This is a genomic window from Peteryoungia desertarenae, assembly GCF_005860795.2.
Lineage (GTDB): Bacteria > Pseudomonadota > Alphaproteobacteria > Rhizobiales > Rhizobiaceae > Allorhizobium > Allorhizobium desertarenae.
In genome coordinates this window covers 583,732-600,061 of the sequence record NZ_CP058350.1, presented here as the reverse complement: position 1 = coordinate 600,061, position 16,330 = coordinate 583,732, and the positions used below count along the sequence as shown (strand labels likewise).

Below are 16,330 nucleotides of genomic sequence, written 5' to 3'. Positions count from 1 at the left end.
TTTCCAGTCTTTTCGCACTTGCGAAAAGGCGATCAGAGCGACTTTTCGAGTTCGGGAAGTGCTTCGAAGATGTCGGCCACAAGACCGTAATCGGCGACCTGGAAGATCGGTGCCTCTTCGTCCTTGTTGATCGCGACGATGACCTTCGAATCCTTCATGCCGGCAAGGTGCTGGATGGCGCCCGAGATACCGCAGGCGATGTAGAGCTGCGGCGCAACCACCTTGCCCGTCTGGCCAACCTGCCAGTCGTTCGGTGCGTAACCGGCATCGACGGCGGCGCGCGAGGCGCCGATGGCCGCCCCCAGCTTGTCGGCGACGGGAAGGATGACTTCCTGGAACTTTTCCGAAGAGCCGAGTGCGCGACCACCGGAAATGATGATCTTGGCGGAAGTCAGTTCCGGACGGTCGGACGAGGACAAGGCATCCGAGACGTGGCTCGATACGCCCGGATTTGCCACGGCGCTGATGCTTTCAATTGCCGCCGAGCCACCTTCGCCTGCAGCCGAGAAGGAGGCCGTGCGGACCGTGATGACCTTCTTGGCGTCGGTCGACTGCACCGTCTGGATCGCATTGCCGGCATAGATCGGACGCTTGAAGGTGTCGGGCGAAACAACCTCGATGATTTCGGACACCTGCATCACGTCAAGCAGGGCGGCCACGCGCGGCAGCACGTTCTTGCCGACGGAGGTTGCGGCAGCCATGATGACGTCATAGCCGGACGCCAGCTCGACGATGAGAGCCGCCAGCGGCTCGGCCAGGCTGTTGGCATAGTCGGCGCTGTCGGCATGCAGCACCTTTGCAACGCCCGCAAGCTTGGCAGCGCCCTCTGCCGCACCCTTGGCATTTGCGCCTGCGACCAGCACATGCACATCGCCGCCGATCTGGCTGGCCGCTGTCAGCGCCTTTGCCGTCTGTTCGGAGATGCTTGCATTGTCGTGTTCTGCGAGAAGTAGAATAGCCATGGTTCAATCCTCGAATAGAGTTCCCTTGGAAATCCGTCAGGCCCAGCCGAAAAGGCTGGGGTGCGAGAACCGGGAGGACACGTCGATTGTCAAGGTGAGCCCCGGATACGCAGCGACCCGACCTTTTCAGGCGGGCCTCACGGTTTTCATTACAATACGCCTGCTTCGGTCTTCAGCTTTTCGACCAGCTCGGCAACCGACTTGACCTTGATGCCGGCTTTGCGCCCGCCCGGCTCCTCGGTCTTCAGAACCTTGAGGCGCGGTGCGATATCGACGCCGAAATCAGCAGGTGTCTTCTTGTCGAGCGGCTTCTTCTTCGCCTTCATGATGTTCGGCAGCGAGGCGTAGCGCGGCTCGTTGAGGCGCAGGTCCGTCGTAACGATGGCCGGCAGCTTGACATTGATCGTCTGCAGGCCGCCATCGACTTCGCGGGTGACATTGGCCGAGCCGTCTGCCAGTTCAACCTTCGAGGCAAAGGTTGCCTGACCCCAGCCAAGAAGCGCTGCCAGCATCTGCCCGGTCTGGTTCGAGTCGTCGTCGATTGCCTGCTTGCCGGTGATCACCAGACCAGGCTGTTCGGCTTCAATGACACCCTTCAAGATCTTGGCAACAGCCAGCGGCTCCACGGCTTCGTCGCTCTCAACCAGGATCGCCCGGTCAGCGCCCATGGCAAGACCGGTGCGCAGCGTTTCTTCCGCCTTGGCCGGGCCGATCGATACGACGACAACCTCGTCCGCCTTGCCGGCTTCCTTCAGCCGCAGCGCTTCCTCGACCGAGATTTCGTCGAAGGGGTTCATCGACATCTTCACGTTGGCCAGTTCAACGCCGGAGCCATCCGGCTTCACGCGAATCTTGACGTTGTAGTCAACTACGCGCTTCACGGTCACGAGTATTTTCATGAGTTCCTTCCTTCAATGCTTCCCGACGGAAAATGCGTCTGAATGCTTGCCGCCGTTGGTCGGTGGGCGACATCGATACGCATTTTTATCCCAAACACAACGCTTCCCCTCCCAGGGAGTGCCATTTGTACGCAGCAATAAATTACGTTGACGTGAACGTCAATATTCACCCTGTCCGTGCGACTACCTGCCCCAGTGCACCGGCGAGGGCTTCTTCTCCGGCTTCGGTGGTGTCGGATCGACCGGCACCAGCCGATGCTCCACAGCCCTTGGCGTCACAAGGCTGCGGTCAAAGAGCGGGACATTGCGCCTTTTCATGATGACGACCAGAAATCCGCCGGCCACGATCCCGCCGACATGGGCGCCCCAGGATACATTGCTTCCCGTATCAAACAGCAGCATGAAGAACTGCTGCCCGATCCAGAGCAAAAGCGGGATAAAGGCCGGTAGCGGTAGCGGGAAGCGCATGAAAACCAGCACCCAGACGCGCACCTTGGGATGCAGCATCAGATAGGCCGCCACAACACCGGAGACGGCCCCCGAGGCCCCGATCAGCGGCGCCTCGCTCGTCGGCATCACCAGCCCATGCACCAGCGCTCCGGCTGCTGCACAGAGAAGATAGAAAACCAGAAAGCGGAAATGGCCCATGGCATCTTCGACATTGTCGCCGAAGACCCAGAGAAACAGCATGTTCGAGCCCAGATGCAGCCAGCTTGCATGCAGGAAAGCATAGGTCACATAGGTCGCCTGTTCGGGCACCAGCACCAGCGACGGATCGAGCTCGGCGAATTGAAAGGCCACCGCCGAAATGAAGCCCAGACCATAGACCCCCAGCTCAAAGACCGTTTCCGGCATGATGCTGGTCAGCGCATAGGTGATCACATTGGCGGCAATCAGCCCCAGCGTCACATATTGCCGGCGAATATGCTTCAGCGCATTCCTGTCATGCAGTGGAATAAACATCGCGCCTCTTGGACAAATCGTTTGGCGGCCGGGTCGACCATGTCTCCATCATCTCCTCCGCCGCTGCACCATGATATGCCGGACCATCGCTTGCAAGCATGAAACGCCATCCCGATTTCCGTCCGCCTGCACGAACCCACGCGAAAGGGTATGAGGAGGCATCTGCGCGCACCTTCCCTCTCCCGCCAAGGGGAGAGACAGACCCGCAGCCCACCTCCCCCCTTGCGGGGGAGGACGGAAAATCGAAGGCTTAGGCGAGCGCAAGCCGCCTAAACTTCAGATTTTCCAGGAGAGGGGCGCAGTTATGCTGGCACTCACCTGACCGCGCCCCCCTCTTGCGATTTCAGATGTTTAGGCCGCTTGCGCTGGCCTAATTCATCGAAATCGCTTTCTCCCCCGCATGGGGGGAGATGGGATGCCGATCACACTTTCGTGATCAAAACCTCGCCTCTCAAAAAATCCCCTTAACCCTTACGGGTCAACGACGCGGTTTTGCTGCTTTTTGGGGGATGAATTCTCCAAGTCCCCCAATCATTCCAATCACCATACCCCATTTTCATCCCCCTCCGTTTTCTCTGCCTCATACTCATCCCGTTCCGCCCTCGGATACACCGGACAGTGCGAAGTCCGGCGAGGCGGGGCCGGTGCCGGGGTGGAGGGTTGTCGCAGGTCCAAGATAACGGCGTCGCAACGGTCTCCCTCCCTTCGCCAGGAAGAAGGGACAACCGGCCCGGATGCCGGTTCTTGATCTTCCTGCCTGATCAGAAGGGGCGTGCCCGGGAGGCACACAAGGAGGCGTCCGGCGCAAATGCCGGATGACAAGACGGCGGGGAGCCTGAAGATCCGACAAGGATCAAAGGGCCTCCCCGGGACTGAGGGTCCGGCCGGGGGTGCACATCCGGCGGGAACCTCCCGGGCCAACCGGCCAGGGTATGGCGCCAATGCCATGACCCGACCCTCAAGCCCGGACGACGGTGGATCGAAAATGATCGTCCCGTCACCGCCGCCTCTGCAGCGAGACACTGCGATGGAAAAGACACCGAACAGGGCGCCGGAAGGAGCCACATAAACTACTTAGATAGGTTGCTTCTGGCGCCCTGTCCGAGACGAAAGACAAAGGCCAACATGGCCGCAACCGGAGGGCAAAACCCGACCGGACATTGGCCATGGTTTTTTGACAATTTGAATTTTGGCGCCGCCTTTCCTCTCCCCTTGCGGGAGAGGTTACAAAATCGAAGAGTTAGCCCGATCAGGGCTAAACTTCTGATTTTGTTGGTGAGGGGCTCGGTGAGGCGGGCAGGAATCTCCCCCTCACTTGGAACTTCTAGCACCTAGCCGAAGGCTAAGATGCTGAAATTCCATTCTCTCCCTCCAGGGGAGAGAAAAAGTCCGCGCGGCTTTCCCCGGTGCGAGGAGATGTCACGCAGTGACAGAGGGGGGTGAACTGGCGCGATGGTCGCCGGGACTTGCTTTGACTTACAAGTCGCGTGAGACCTGTCCGGTTCTACCTGTTCTTCCCCGGCACCCAGAGAATATCCGCCTTGCCCTGGTCATTCGCAAAGCGGGCGGCGACGAAAAGGAAGTCCGACAGGCGGTTCACATATTTCAGCGCGGGCTTGCCTACTTCCTCGCCATCGAAGCGGGAAAGTTCGACCATGATGCGCTCGGCGCGGCGCGCTGTGGTGCGGGCGAGGTGCAGATAGGCTGCCGCCGGGCTGCCGCCGGGCAGAATGAAGGATTTGAGTGGGTCTAGGCTGGCATTCAACTGGTCGATCTCGCGCTCGATCCGGTCCACCTGGGCCTCGATGACCCGGAGCGGTTCATAGGAGAGCACTTCGCCGGTCTCCGGTGCGGCAAGGTCGGCACCCAGATCGAAGAGATCGTTCTGGATGCGCATCAGCATGCCGTCCAGTTCGGGGTCGTCCTTCGTGTGCAGCCGGGCAATTCCGATCGCGGAATTGGTTTCGTCGATCGTGCCATAGGCGTCGACGCGCAGGTCATGCTTCAGCCGGCGGGGACCGGTGACCAGAGCCGTCGTGCCGTCATCGCCGGTTCTCGTGTAGATCTTGTTGAGCTTGACCATGATGCCTTACCTTCCGCCGCCGGTGATCCAGAGTGTCAGCATGATCAATGCAATGGCCAGGGCCTGCAGCGCAAGGCGTGCCTGCATCAGCTTGTTGGACGTGTTGCCGCTGCCGCCCTTCAGCATGTTGAACAATCCCCGGATCAGGACGAGGACGACAAGCCCCATGACAATGAGGGTGATGGTTGTGGTGACGGCGGACATGGATCAGGTGCCTTTATTCAGTGTTCAGTCGAGTGACCGCATCAGCCTGTAAAACAGGTCTGCCGGCATCAGGCGTTTGAGGAAGGCGCCCTGTTTGGCGGGTTTGGTCACGAGATAATGTGGGCGGGCGCGCTTGGCGGTCAAGGCATGGGTCAGCACTTTGTAGACTGCGTCCGGGCCAAGCTTGTGGCGGTTGACCGGGCCTGTCCCCTCCAACCGGGCAAGTTGCCGCTTGTAATCCTCAGCATGGACCGAGTTCTCGAGGTCGATGGTGCGGCGAATATGGGTCAGCGCGTTCGCCGTGAAACGCGTATCGATCGGGCCCGGCTCGATCAGCGAGACCTGCACGCCGGAGCCTTCGAGCTCCATGCGCAGCGTCAGGCTCAAGCCTTCCAGCGCGAATTTCGACGCGGTATAGGCGCCGCGCCAGCGATAGGGGACGATGCCGAGGATCGAGGAGCACTGAACGATGCGGCCTTCGCCCTTTTTCCTCATGGCAGGAATCACCCGTCGGGTCAGCGTGTGCCAGCCGAAGACATTGGTCTCGAACTGCTCGCGAAGGGCTGAAGTCGGCAGATCCTCGACTGCACCGGCCTGGCCATAGGCACCGTTGTTGAACAGGGCATCGAGCGTACCGCCGGTGCGGCGAAACACCTCATCTGCCAGATGCTCGATCGAAGCCTCATCGGTGTAGTCCATCAGCAAGGTTTCGATGCCGAGCGCGCGCAACTTCTCGCCATCCTCCTCCCGGCGGATTGTGGCGAACACCCGCCAGCCGTCCTGATGGAGCGCGCCTGCGCAATAGGCGCCAATGCCCGACGAGCAACCGGTGACGATGATGCTTCTCACCCAATTTCCCTTTGCTTTCTGTACAAACGGGCTTCGGTTTCCCATATTCGCGCGCAAGTGACAATTGCATTGAGACTTCGAAGGAGTGTGCATGCCGGTCTTCTTCCGCATGCTGTACAAGGTCAGCTATGACGCCCTCTACCATTTCTCGGAGGATGACGGCTGGGCCATGGCAAGCCATGTGGCGCTGTCGGCATTGCTGGCGGTCTTTCCCTTCCTGATTTTCGGGACAGCACTTGCGAGCTTTCTCGGAGCCGACCAGTTCGCCGAAACAGCCGTCCATGTCATCTTCGACACCTGGCCGGAAACGATTGCCAAGCCGCTGTCGGACCAGGTCATCCAGGTGCTGACCATCCCGCGCGGCGGGCTGCTCACCGTCTCGGTGCTGGCGGCGGCCTATTTTGCCTCGAATGGGGTTGAGGCGCTGCGGGTGTCGTTGAACCGCGCCTATCGGGTTTCGGAGACGCGGCCCTGGTACATCACCCGGCTGGTCAGCCTGGGCTATGTGCTCGGTGCCGTCATCTCGCTTGCCGCCATCAGTGCGCTGCTCGTCGTCGTTCCCGTGGCGCTGGCTTTTGCCGAGACCAATTTCCCCTTCATGAAGGACTTTCTTTCGACAGTTTCGAGCTGGCGGATCTATGGCACGCTGGCGCTTCTCATCATCGGGCTGGTGATCTTCCATCTGGGCCTACCGGCTGGAAAGCGGCGGTTGCCGGATGTGATCCCGGGCATCCTCCTGACCCTCATCCTCTGGCTTGTCGGCGCGCTCGCCTTTGCTTCCTATCTTGCAAGCTTCGCCAATTATGCCGCGACCTATGCCGGTCTTGCCTCGATCATGATCGTGCTTGTCTTCCTCTACATGGTCGGGGCGATCTTCATCATCGGGGCCGAGTTCAATGCCGCGCTGATGAAATACCGGGTGCTGCCCCACAAGCGGCCGAACCGAAAGACCTGACGCAGCGCGTTCAAAGTCCGACCATGGCGCGGATGTCGGCGGGACTTGCGCCGGCCGCCCGCAACTCGGCGAGGCCGGTGTCGCCATCGCTCTTGGAGAGCTTGCGCCCCTGAGCGTCGGTCAGCAGGCGATGGTGGTGATAGACGGGCTCGGGCAGGTCGAGCAGGGTCTGCAGCAGCCGGTGAACGGCGGTCGCGTGAAAGAGGTCGCGGCCCCTGACCACATGCGTCACGCCCTGTTTTGCATCGTCGATGGTAACGGAAAGGTGGTAGCTCGAGGGGGCGTCGGATCGCCAGAGCACGACATCACCCCAGGCAGCAGGATCGGCAGCGAGCGTTTCGACCTTTCCGCTTCCCGTCTCGACGAAGGTCAGCGGCTTGCCGAGCAAAGACAGAGCCTTTTCCATGTCGAGCCGGATGGCGTGACGGTCCGCCGTCTCCAGGCGTTCCCGTCGCTCGCTCGCGCTGAGTGCCTTATCGAGCGGCGGATAAAGTGGCGCGCCATCCGGGTCCCGCGGCCAGGATCGTCCCGCTTCTTCTTCCGATCTGACAAAGGCGCGGACCTCGCCTCGGGTCATGAAGGCGGGGTAGGTGAGGCCGAGCGCCGTCAGCCGATCCAGCGCCTTGCGATAGAGCGGGAAATGCTCCGACTGGCGACGGACCGGCTGTTCGAAATCGAGGCCCAGCCATTCAAGATCGCCAAGGGCTGAGATTTCGAATTCGGGGGTGCAGCGCGTCAGATCGATGTCTTCCATGCGCAGGAGCAAGCGACCTCCGGCTCCCCTGGCCATATCGGCGTTCAAAAGGGCGGACAGGGCATGGCCGAGATGCAGAGGACCATTCGGGCTCGGGGCAAAGCGGAAAACGGGATTTTGACGGGCGGCGGCATTCATGCTTCTTCTTCGCATGAAAACGACATGCTTGAAACCGGGCGTGCAGGAAGAGGACGGGACAGTTGGCGCAGTCAAGCCCGAACCGGCGGATCAGAGATCAGACCGATCTTGATTGGGGACTGCAACAGCTTCTGGCGCTGGATCCGCGACTGGAGCCGATCGCGAGCGCCTGCGGCCCATTGCCGCTACGCCTGCAGGCACCGGGCTTTGCCGGCCTTTCCTCGATCATCGTGTCGCAGATGGTCTCGCGGGCGAGCGCCGATGCCATCTGGGGACGGATTGTCGTGAAACTGGGAGTATCGCCTGAGCCTGCCGACTGGCTGGCTTTGGATCCGGCAGACATCGCCACGTTTGGCCTGTCGCGCGCCAAGGCTGCGGCGATCCAGGCCGTCGCGGAGGCTGTCACGACGCAGGAGGTTGATCTCATCGCGCTGGCCGAAACCGAGGCAGATCGGGCTGTTTTGACGCTGGTTGGGCTGAAAGGTATTGGTCCCTGGACGGCGGAGGTCTACTTGATGTTCTGCGGCGGGCATCCAGATATATTTCCTGCGGGCGACGTGGCCTTGAGGGCTGCCGTCGGCCATGGGCTCCTGTGTGGCGAACGGCCTTCCATCCCGGTTGCTGCACAAGAAGCTCAGGCCTGGCGACCCTTTCGCTCCATCGCTGCGCGGCTCTTCTGGTCCCATTACGCGATCATGCGGGGCCGGTCGGGGCTACCGGTCTGAGCATTGCTGCAAGCACCTGAAATTTCAGGCTTCACAATGCTGTAACAACAGACCTAATATAGAAATGCAGATGCCGAATCGATCAGGAGAGTGCCTTGACGATTGCAGTTTCGCCCCAGGCCCTGCCGGCGCTCGTCCTGAATGCCGACTACAGGCCACTGAGTTACTATCCCTTGTCGTTATGGTCCTGGCAGGACGCGATCAAGGCGGTCTTCCTCGACCGAGTGAACATCATCGCAGAATACGAACATTCGGTCTGTTCACCGAGCTTCTCGATGAAGCTGCCGAGCGTCGTCAGTCTCAAGACCTATGTCCAGCCAACGCGCAATCCGGCCTTCACCCGCTTCAATGTTTTCCTGCGGGACAAGTTTCAGTGCCAGTATTGCGGCTCGACGGAAGAGCTGACCTTCGACCACGTCATCCCACGCGCCCATGGGGGCGAAACGACCTGGGAAAATGTCGTCGCGGCCTGCTCTCCCTGCAATTTGCGGAAAGGGTCAAAGCTGCCCAAGCAGGCAGGGATGTTCCCGGCGCAGAAGGCTTACCGTCCGACGGTGCAGGACCTGCACAACAATGGCCGGCTTTTCCCGCCGAATTATCTGCATGAAAGCTGGATGGACTATCTCTATTGGGACAGCGAGCTGCAGCCGTAAAGGGTTCCAGCTCACCGACTGTCTCAGGCGGTGCGTCTTGCGAAGACGCCCCAGAAGGCAAGGGCTGCCAGCGCAGCGCTTGTCACAACATTCCATCCGGAAAAGGACAGCCCGAGCACACGCAGCGTTGCCTCCGTGCAGGAGGGAGCCTTGGTGGCATTCAGCGCCTCAAGGACGTTCACGGGGGCCGGTCCTCCGGTCAGGGCACCACCGGCGCAGGTTGCCGGTCCTTCCCAGAATTTCCATTCGACTCCTGCATGATAGATACCCAAACCCATGCCGATCAGCATCAGCAGGCCGACGATTGCCAAAAGCAGGCGGGTCACGATCACCGGCATACGCAGGGCAGAGGAGAGGACGGCGAGGAGCCCGATCCCGATCCCGATGTAATAGGGGTTGCGCTGCAGAAGGCAGAGATAGCAGGGCAGATAGCCGCCGATGTGTTCGAAGCCAAGCGCAGAGCCGACGACGATCACCATGGCAATGGTGACCAGAATAGCCGAAGAGCGTTCCGGGTTCTGCTTCAGAGCATTCATCATCTGGGTCACCGTTTTGCCGGTTAAGATAGGACTTTCGCGGCAGGTTCTAGTCAATGGGCCTATCGCTGTAAATGCCGAAGTCCTCGACCTTACCAAGAGTTCATGTCGTCAGGGACAGTCGCAGCACCCGCCAATCCGTTACCCCCGGACAAGGGAACGCTGACTGGGCTTGCACGGTTTGCCTCATCATATCGCGTTGAAAAACCTCATATGGACGGGATGATGACCAACAACAAACCAGGGAGCCAAAACCATGACCTATACGCTCAATCGCAAACTGAACGATGATTCCTTCGAAAATGTGGTGGAGCGCACCCGCGCCGCTCTGACCGCAGAAGGATTCGGTGTTTTGACGGAGATCGACGTCAAGGCGACCATGAGAAAGAAGATCGACATCGAGATGCCGCCCTATCTGATCCTCGGTGCCTGCAATCCGAAGATGGCGCATCAGGCAATTCAGGCAGAACCGCGTGTCGGAGCCATGCTGCCCTGCAATGTCATCGTTCGCGAGCTTGATGATGGCGTCGAAGTCAGCGCCATTGATCCCGTCGCCTCGATGCTTGCCATCGAAAATGACAATCTCAAGGGGTTTGCGCGCCAAGTGCGCGATATGCTGGATCAGGCCATTCAGAAGATCTGAAGGTCACTTCTTTGGCGCCAGATAGTGAGGAACTTGAGCTCGTCTTGCCGATAGATCGATGGTGCCCCATGCCGGAATCGAACCAGCACTCCTTTCGGAACTCGATTTTGAGTCGAGCGCGTCTACCAGTTCCGCCAATGGGGCACGGTCTGGATGTGTCGCGTCTAACATGGTCAATGTGAAGGGTGCAAGAGGCAAGGTGCAGGTGGCTGGCCCTTGCTGTGAGAAGCTGGCCTGTCCATGGGCTGGTGAGATTTTCGGAGAATATTGTGTGCCTCTGCAAGGAGTGCTAGCAAAATGGCAGTCTAAATCCGGAAAACCGCATGTTTCTGCCTTCTGCCGGCACGTTTGCTTCGATTTCTCGCGAATTCGCCTGGACCATTCCCGATCATTTCAACATCGGGCGGGTCGTTAGTGATGATTGGGCGGCCCGCGTGCCGGATCAGGTCTGCCTCGAGCATTTCAATCCTGCGGGCCCGCATCTTCAGATGACCTATGGCATGCTCGCAGCCCGATCCTCGGCCTTTGCCCATGCGCTGTCTGCGCTTGGCATCAGCCGTGGCGACAGGGTGGCGCTGCTTCTGCCGCAATGCTTCGAGACGGCAATCGCCCATGTAGCGATCTACAAGATGGGCGCAATCGCCGTGCCGCTGGCGCTTCTCTTTGGTCAGGAGGCGCTGGAGTACCGACTTTCGAACGCCGAAGTCTTTGCAGTCATCACGAACGGTTTCGGCCTGGAACGCCTGAAGGCAATCCGCAGCCGGCTGCCGCTGCTTCGCCATATCATCTCGGTGGATGGTGCCGATGCGGATGCGCTGGGGTTTGACGAGGTCATCGAAGGGCATCCGACGGAATTCGATGTCGTTGATACAAAGGCCGATGATCCGGCGCTGATGATCTATACGTCCGGCACAACCGGCGCACCCAAAGGTGCGCTGCATGGTCATCGTGTGCTGGCGGGTCACATTCCGGGCGTGCAGATCATGCACGCGTCCCTACCGCAGCCGGGCGATCGGCTGTGGACGCCGTCGGACTGGGCCTGGGCGGGTGGCCTTCTCAATGTGCTGTTGCCGGGCCTGATGCTCGGCGTACCGGTCGTGTCCTCGCCGGCGCAGAAATTCGATCCCGACATGGCGTTTCGGATCATGGCGGAACTGAAGGTGCGCAATGCTTTCATCCCGCCCACGGCGCTTCGGCTCCTGCGCGCAATCGATCGTCCGCGCGAACGCTATGATCTGTCGCTGCGTAGCATCGGGTCGGCCGGTGAGGCGCTGGGACGCGAGACGCTGGAATGGACGGAAGCTGCTTTCGGCGTGCGGCCCAACGAGTTCTACGGACAGACCGAGTGCAATATCGTGGTTTCGTCGGCGGTCCATCTTGGCATCTCCAAGCCGGGCCTGATCGGCAGGGCCGTGCCTGGACATCGCGTGGCGGTGATCGACGATCAAGGCAATGTGCTTGGCCCCGGTCAAACGGGGCAGATCGCCGTTTTGCGTCCAGACCCGGTGATGTTCCTGAGCTACTGGAAGAACCCGGAGGCGACGGCGAAAAAATTCGTCGGCGACTGGATGATGACGGGCGATCTCGGACGGCAGGATGAGGACGGCTATATCGAGTTCTTCGGTCGTGATGACGACGTGATTACCTCAGCCGGCTATCGGATCGGCCCTGCGGAAATCGAGGATTGCCTGCTTGGTCATCCAGCCGTCCGCCTTGTTGCAGTGATCGGCAAGCCGGATACAATGCGAACCGAGATCGTCAAGGCCTTTATTGTGTTGAACGATGGCTATTCGGGCGGTGATGCCCTTGCTCAGGAGATCAGCGACTGGGTGAAGCACCGTCTCTCCATGCATGAATATCCGCGCGAAGTGGCCTTTGTTGACGAGTTGCCATTGACCACGACCGGCAAGGTGATCCGTCGTCTGCTGAGAGACCAGGAAGTGGCGCGGCAGGCAGGCTGATTACCCGCCGAAACGGCGATTGAGGATCTTGTCGCGCAGCAGGCGGGCCATGTTGCGGGTGTTGCGATAGAGGTGGAGCTGGGCGGCGACCTGGCGTACATCGCGGTCGCTGTTCGGACGCAGCCCGATCACCAGCGTTCCCATCGTCTCGCGCTCCTTCCAGAAGCGGCTCATGATCGGATGATCCGGCACAGCGCAGGAATCGGTTCGCTCGATATTGGCATCGTCCAGATGCCATTCGGTCAGGTCCGCCATCAGCAGCTTGCCCGGAGAGAAGCGTGCGTAATCCTCGTCATAGGCCGTCTTCCAAGTATAGGCTTCGCCCGCCATGATAAAGACGATCATGGAAGCGATTGCCCGTCCGTTGAGATCGAGCGTATGGATGCGGACGGCGTCGGCGTCGGCAAGATTGGTGATCGCCTCGCGGGCAAAGGCTGCCCGCAGCCGATCCATGACCATGGCCGTGCGCTTGCGACCCTTCCAGCCCTTCGCCTCCAGGGCGAGAAACTCCTCCATGCGGCCCCGCACTTCTTCCGGCTGGCGGGCCACATTGTATGTCACCTCACCACGCTCTGAAAGCAGCCTTAACTGGCGGCGCATTTCGCGAAGATGGTTTTTGTCGATGGCACCCTGCAGATAGACCTGGCCATCCTCGAAGCTTTGCAGCATCGGGCGCTCGTAGGGTCCGGTTGTCGTCAGCGGCAGTTCCCGCCCGATGGCAATGGCCTTGATGAGCTGGCTAAAGCGTCCGTCGAGCCGCAGATCCGGCAGAACCAGGACGCCCGGCAGCCGCAGTTCGGCATGCCCAAGCCCGTCAAGCAGATTATCAAGCGTTTCGGCGGCTCCTTCTGCGTCGACCAGCGGCGTGCCGAGCGGGCCGAAGGGATTGGCCCAGACGCGAAGGATCGAAGCACCGACGGCAAATCCGGGCTTCTCAACGGAGAACGGCATGAGCAGACGCAGTCGGCTGCGGCGTTCGTCATCGTCGCGGATGACGGCAAAGCGGATCTGCTTCTCCTCAAGTCGCGGCATGGCAGGCGCCAGAAAGCGCGGCGCGAAGAAGACATTGGCTTCCATCACCCGATAGGTCAGGTATTCGAGCTCATCCTGTAGCTCATAGCCCATCTGTGCCGGATAAAGGCTGAGCTGGCGGCCCGGTCTTCCGACATCGACTTGCGCATCGGCGGTCGGTCTCATGCTGCGGCTGTCGGTCAGGCTGCCGACAAGCCTGTTTGCGCCGCTGTTCATGCTCTCGTTGTAGAAGGGAGGCTCGACCATGGTCAGGTTTTCCTCGTCTTGTTAAGCAGCGATAGCGGATCGGCGAAGGCGAACATGACAATGCCCAAGGCCCGGCGCACGACAAGATGCAGCAGCACGGCTTCCACCAGAGTGGCGGTCGCGGTTGCAACGGCGGCACCCGTCAGTCCGTAGAGCGGGATTAGCGTCACGTTGAGGGTGATGTTGGTCAGAAGTGCCACAACATAGACCCAGATGCAGATTTTCTGCTTGCCGGCCATTGTGAGCAGCATCTCACCTGGTCCAACGAGCGACTTGGCGAGGCTTCCGGCAAAGAGGATGGCCATCAGGCCATATCCCGCCGTGAAGGCGGGTCCGAAAAGCGACAGGAGTGGCTGTCCAAGTGCCAGCACGATGAGCCCGACGAGCAAAGAGGGCCAGAAGCTCCAGCGGGCAGCGGTGCCGGCAAAGCTTGCAAGCGGCCGTATGTCGTCCTCGGCCATCATTGCGGAAAAGCGCGGGGTGGCGGCGGCCTTGACCGCGAAATAGACGAATTGCACCAGTGCCATGGTCTTGGCGGCGGCGAAATAGATCGCGACCTGGTCCGGCGGCAGGTAGAACCCGACGACCACGACATCGGAATTGGTCAACAGAAAGCCAAAACCTTCGATCAGGAAGATGGGGATGGCGACCTTGAACCAGGTGAAAAAATCAATCTGGCGGGCACCCTTGTCGAAGCGTGTGGTAAGCCGTCGGTCAATCGTCAGAAACTGGCCGATCGTTGTCACATAGGTGGCAAGCAGGGCCGCCTGCATCGCGGTTGTCGCACTGCGTTCTGCACCTAGCGATACAGCGCCCAACATGAAGGCGAGGATCAGCAAAGGTCGGACAATATAGGTGGGGCTCAGCGCCGTGACCGCCCAGCTATTGGCCCTCGCGGTCCCGTCGAGAACATCGCCGAGCGCGATCATCGGCAGTGCGAAGGCGGCAATGAAAAGCGGGATCAGGTAGTAATCCTCGATATGCCCGCCGAAGACATGCAGCGTCAGAACACCAATCGTCGCCAGCACGCTTGCCGAAGACATGGCAAAGATTCGAGCCGTCTGCGTCAGGCCGCGAATTTCCTCATGGGCATTGACGGCCTGATACTGGGGCAGGAAGCGGATGACGGCGGTATGAAAACCAAGGCAGGACAGATTGCCGAAGAGGATGACCAGAACCCAGACGAAAACGAAGATGCCGTATTCGAACTCGCCCATGGTGCGGGCGAGAATGATCTGGGAGACGAAGGCGATGCCGGCGCTGACCACCCGAATGGCAAACGCGATCAGGGCCATGCGCTGTGCACGGCTGACATCATCGCCGGCGCGAAAGAGCCGGGCAAGGCCCTGGCCGGCCGGCAACCATCTTTCCGCTGCTTCGAGAATTGTCATGGTCGAGAACGCAGTACTTCATCGGGTGAACGAGACACACTGTCGTTTTCGCAGATCAGGGTTAACGAAGTGTGCCGCCTTGAATGGCATCACTGGCCAGGGCGGGTGCGAGTTGCTTCCTGAGCGGGACGCCGTTGAAGAGGAATAGGAGCAGTCTGCTGCGGCGGATCAGTCGATGGGCGCCGAAGGAGAGGGCCAGGGTCACGGCGCAGATCAGGAGGAATTCGAGCATTGGTGGCCAATCGGCAAGCATCAGCAGGGTCGCCAGAGCATAGATGATCGGGTGATGCAGGAGATAGATGGTGAAAGAGGCATCGACGATACGGTCGACCTTCGCGTCGGGTTGGGTCCAGTGGCGGTTGGCGAAGCCGATCAGCCACGCCGTCAGCAGGATGGCTGCAGCGCCTGCAGCAGCATGATGCAGGACTTCCAGCCAGGGCTCGCCATAGCCGCGGGCGAGCGAGGCAGTTAGGGCAGTCAAAATGGCCGCTGCCGGCAATGTGATGCCGCATTTCCAGGCCATGGCATCAGCAATGATGCGGTTGTGGAACAGCAGGACACCGAGGGCGAAGTAGGGAATGTAGCGGAGATAGGGATCGGCAGCGCGGGCGAGGAGGGCCGCAATACCGCTGTCCATCGTCTCCAGGGCGCTGGTGGATGCAAAGAGCGTCACTTCGAAGGCGACCGTAACGGCGACCAGGGCCGACAGCATCGCTCTCGGGCTGCTTATCAGAGTAATCGAGGCGGAACGGTCGGGCTTGCCCGCAGCGGAACTGGTCTTGGTCAGATGGCGCGCCGGGGTAACGATCACAGCCAGAAGGACGCAGTAGATCAGCAGTGCCGGCAGGAACCACAGATGCATGATCCAGTCTGAGCCGGGATGGCTGATGTCATTGTGTATGAGGTCCAATGCCTGCGGATAGGTCGTCTTGCCGCTGACGGCATCGGCAAGGCGGATGAGGAAAAGCTGGACCGGCGAGAGAAGCAGAAGGCCTGTGACGAAAGGAATGCCGAGGCGCACGGCGCGATTGGCAAGCCATTGCGAGGGCTTGCGGCGCTCCAGCAAGATTGCGGCGAAGAAACCGGCAACGACAAAGAAGGCCGGCATGCGGAAGGTGACGAAGATGCCACTCATCAGCGTGAGGAACTCGCTCGTTTCCTGGGAGTGGATGTCCCACATCACGCGCGAATGATAGGTCATGGCAGCATGATAGGGGATGCCGAGCAGCATCAGCACGGCGCGAATGGCCGACCATTCATGCCTGTGTGTCGCCTTGACCGTCATCCGCGTCCGCTCCAAAAGATTGCGGGGAGCAAGCGCCTGGATTGCGCCTGC

General features: G+C 60.3%; 16 protein-coding genes and 1 tRNA gene. 5 read left to right on the top strand and 12 right to left on the bottom strand.

The genetic code is table 11. The features are described from left to right. Positions 1-32 precede the first annotated feature (32 nt). From FE840_RS02825 to FE840_RS02800, 6 genes are all read right to left on the bottom strand, one after another. Positions 33-962, bottom strand: a complete 930-nt coding sequence (locus tag FE840_RS02825) for an electron transfer flavoprotein subunit alpha/FixB family protein (RefSeq protein WP_138287343.1) — start codon at positions 960-962, stop codon at positions 33-35. A 149-nt stretch (positions 963-1,111) separates the two neighbouring features. Continuing rightward, positions 1,112-1,861: an electron transfer flavoprotein subunit beta/FixA family protein gene (locus FE840_RS02820; protein ID WP_138287344.1), complete on the bottom strand. Its 750-nt coding sequence runs from the start codon at positions 1,859-1,861 to the stop codon at positions 1,112-1,114. A gap of 183 nt (positions 1,862-2,044) precedes the next feature. Beyond that, a complete protein-coding gene (locus FE840_RS02815; protein ID WP_138287345.1) occupies positions 2,045-2,824 on the bottom strand; it encodes a rhomboid family intramembrane serine protease in 780 nt (259 codons plus the stop codon). Positions 2,825-4,328: 1,504 nt separating this feature from the next. Beyond that, complete coding sequence (locus FE840_RS02810; RefSeq protein WP_138287346.1) at positions 4,329-4,907, bottom strand: cob(I)yrinic acid a,c-diamide adenosyltransferase; 579 nt, start codon at positions 4,905-4,907, stop codon at positions 4,329-4,331. A 6-nt stretch (positions 4,908-4,913) separates the two neighbouring features. Then, positions 4,914-5,111, bottom strand: coding sequence for a twin transmembrane helix small protein (locus tag FE840_RS02805; RefSeq protein WP_138287347.1), 198 nt, complete (start codon positions 5,109-5,111; stop codon positions 4,914-4,916). Between the two features lie 24 nt (positions 5,112-5,135). Next, positions 5,136-6,005: an SDR family oxidoreductase gene (locus FE840_RS02800; RefSeq protein ID WP_138287348.1), complete on the bottom strand. Its 870-nt coding sequence runs from the start codon at positions 6,003-6,005 to the stop codon at positions 5,136-5,138. A gap of 46 nt (positions 6,006-6,051) precedes the next feature. Here FE840_RS02800 and FE840_RS02795 point away from each other — a divergent pair, with 46 nt between their 5' ends. Continuing rightward, entirely contained in the window at positions 6,052-6,915 is an 864-nt protein-coding gene (locus FE840_RS02795; protein ID WP_138287349.1) for a YihY/virulence factor BrkB family protein, read from the top strand. 10 nt (positions 6,916-6,925) lie between these two features. Here the strand turns inward: FE840_RS02795 and gluQRS are convergent, their stop codons facing one another. After that, positions 6,926-7,807: a tRNA glutamyl-Q(34) synthetase GluQRS gene (gluQRS, locus tag FE840_RS02790; RefSeq protein ID WP_138287350.1), complete on the bottom strand. Its 882-nt coding sequence runs from the start codon at positions 7,805-7,807 to the stop codon at positions 6,926-6,928. Between the two features lie 62 nt (positions 7,808-7,869). Between gluQRS and FE840_RS02785 the strand changes: the two genes are divergently transcribed. Further along, entirely contained in the window at positions 7,870-8,532 is a 663-nt protein-coding gene (locus tag FE840_RS02785) for a DNA-3-methyladenine glycosylase family protein (RefSeq protein WP_171033694.1), read from the top strand. 95 nt (positions 8,533-8,627) lie between these two features. Next, positions 8,628-9,185 (top strand): HNH endonuclease, encoded by a 558-nt coding sequence (locus FE840_RS02780; protein WP_138287351.1) that lies wholly within the window; start codon positions 8,628-8,630, stop codon positions 9,183-9,185. A 23-nt stretch (positions 9,186-9,208) separates the two neighbouring features. Here the strand turns inward: FE840_RS02780 and FE840_RS02775 are convergent, their stop codons facing one another. After that, entirely contained in the window at positions 9,209-9,724 is a 516-nt protein-coding gene (locus FE840_RS02775) for a disulfide bond formation protein B (protein WP_138287352.1), read from the bottom strand. A 253-nt stretch (positions 9,725-9,977) separates the two neighbouring features. Between FE840_RS02775 and FE840_RS02770 the strand changes: the two genes are divergently transcribed. Continuing rightward, on the top strand, positions 9,978-10,364 hold the full coding sequence (locus FE840_RS02770; protein WP_138287353.1) for a DUF302 domain-containing protein: 387 nt from the start codon (positions 9,978-9,980) through the stop codon (positions 10,362-10,364). 59 nt (positions 10,365-10,423) lie between these two features. On the opposite strand, the gene FE840_RS02765 is transcribed toward FE840_RS02770, so the two are convergent. Further along, a tRNA-Leu gene (locus FE840_RS02765) sits at positions 10,424-10,508 on the bottom strand. A 179-nt stretch (positions 10,509-10,687) separates the two neighbouring features. On the opposite strand from FE840_RS02765, the gene FE840_RS02760 reads away from it, so the two are divergent. Continuing rightward, positions 10,688-12,325 (top strand): AMP-binding protein, encoded by a 1,638-nt coding sequence (locus FE840_RS02760; RefSeq protein WP_138287354.1) that lies wholly within the window; start codon positions 10,688-10,690, stop codon positions 12,323-12,325. Here the strand turns inward: FE840_RS02760 and FE840_RS02755 are convergent, their stop codons facing one another. From FE840_RS02755 to FE840_RS02745, 3 genes are all read right to left on the bottom strand, one after another. Beyond that, positions 12,326-13,603, bottom strand: a complete 1,278-nt coding sequence (locus FE840_RS02755) for a GNAT family N-acetyltransferase (RefSeq protein ID WP_138287355.1) — start codon at positions 13,601-13,603, stop codon at positions 12,326-12,328. It abuts the gene before it with no gap. Positions 13,604-13,605: 2 nt separating this feature from the next. Continuing rightward, positions 13,606-14,994 carry an oligosaccharide flippase family protein gene (locus FE840_RS02750; protein ID WP_138287356.1) on the bottom strand — a complete coding sequence of 463 codons (1,389 nt, stop codon included), beginning with the start codon at positions 14,992-14,994 and terminating at the stop codon, positions 13,606-13,608. Between the two features lie 61 nt (positions 14,995-15,055). Then, complete coding sequence (locus FE840_RS02745; protein WP_138287357.1) at positions 15,056-16,279, bottom strand: acyltransferase family protein; 1,224 nt, start codon at positions 16,277-16,279, stop codon at positions 15,056-15,058. Positions 16,280-16,330: the final 51 nt, after the last annotated feature.

Excerpts from the sequence above, each read along its gene's own strand:
- FE840_RS02825 (WP_138287343.1), bottom strand. The coding sequence starts at position 962 with ATGGCTATTCTACTTCTCGCAGAACACGACAATGCAAGCATCTCCGAA.
- FE840_RS02820 (WP_138287344.1), bottom strand. The coding sequence starts at position 1,861 with ATGAAAATACTCGTGACCGTGAAGCGCGTAGTTGACTACAACGTCAAG.
- FE840_RS02815 (WP_138287345.1), bottom strand. The coding sequence starts at position 2,824 with ATGTTTATTCCACTGCATGACAGGAATGCGCTGAAGCATATTCGCCGG.
- FE840_RS02810 (WP_138287346.1), bottom strand. The coding sequence starts at position 4,907 with ATGGTCAAGCTCAACAAGATCTACACGAGAACCGGCGATGACGGCACG.
- FE840_RS02805 (WP_138287347.1), bottom strand. The coding sequence starts at position 5,111 with ATGTCCGCCGTCACCACAACCATCACCCTCATTGTCATGGGGCTTGTC.
- FE840_RS02800 (WP_138287348.1), bottom strand. The coding sequence starts at position 6,005 with ATGGGAAACCGAAGCCCGTTTGTACAGAAAGCAAAGGGAAATTGGGTG.
- FE840_RS02795 (WP_138287349.1), top strand. The coding sequence starts at position 6,052 with ATGCCGGTCTTCTTCCGCATGCTGTACAAGGTCAGCTATGACGCCCTC.
- gluQRS (WP_138287350.1), bottom strand. The coding sequence starts at position 7,807 with ATGAATGCCGCCGCCCGTCAAAATCCCGTTTTCCGCTTTGCCCCGAGC.
- FE840_RS02775 (WP_138287352.1), bottom strand. The coding sequence starts at position 9,724 with ATGATGAATGCTCTGAAGCAGAACCCGGAACGCTCTTCGGCTATTCTG.
- FE840_RS02770 (WP_138287353.1), top strand. The coding sequence starts at position 9,978 with ATGACCTATACGCTCAATCGCAAACTGAACGATGATTCCTTCGAAAAT.
- FE840_RS02760 (WP_138287354.1), top strand. The coding sequence starts at position 10,688 with ATGTTTCTGCCTTCTGCCGGCACGTTTGCTTCGATTTCTCGCGAATTC.
- FE840_RS02755 (WP_138287355.1), bottom strand. The coding sequence starts at position 13,603 with ATGGTCGAGCCTCCCTTCTACAACGAGAGCATGAACAGCGGCGCAAAC.
- FE840_RS02750 (WP_138287356.1), bottom strand. The coding sequence starts at position 14,994 with ATGACAATTCTCGAAGCAGCGGAAAGATGGTTGCCGGCCGGCCAGGGC.
- FE840_RS02745 (WP_138287357.1), bottom strand. The coding sequence starts at position 16,279 with ATGACGGTCAAGGCGACACACAGGCATGAATGGTCGGCCATTCGCGCC.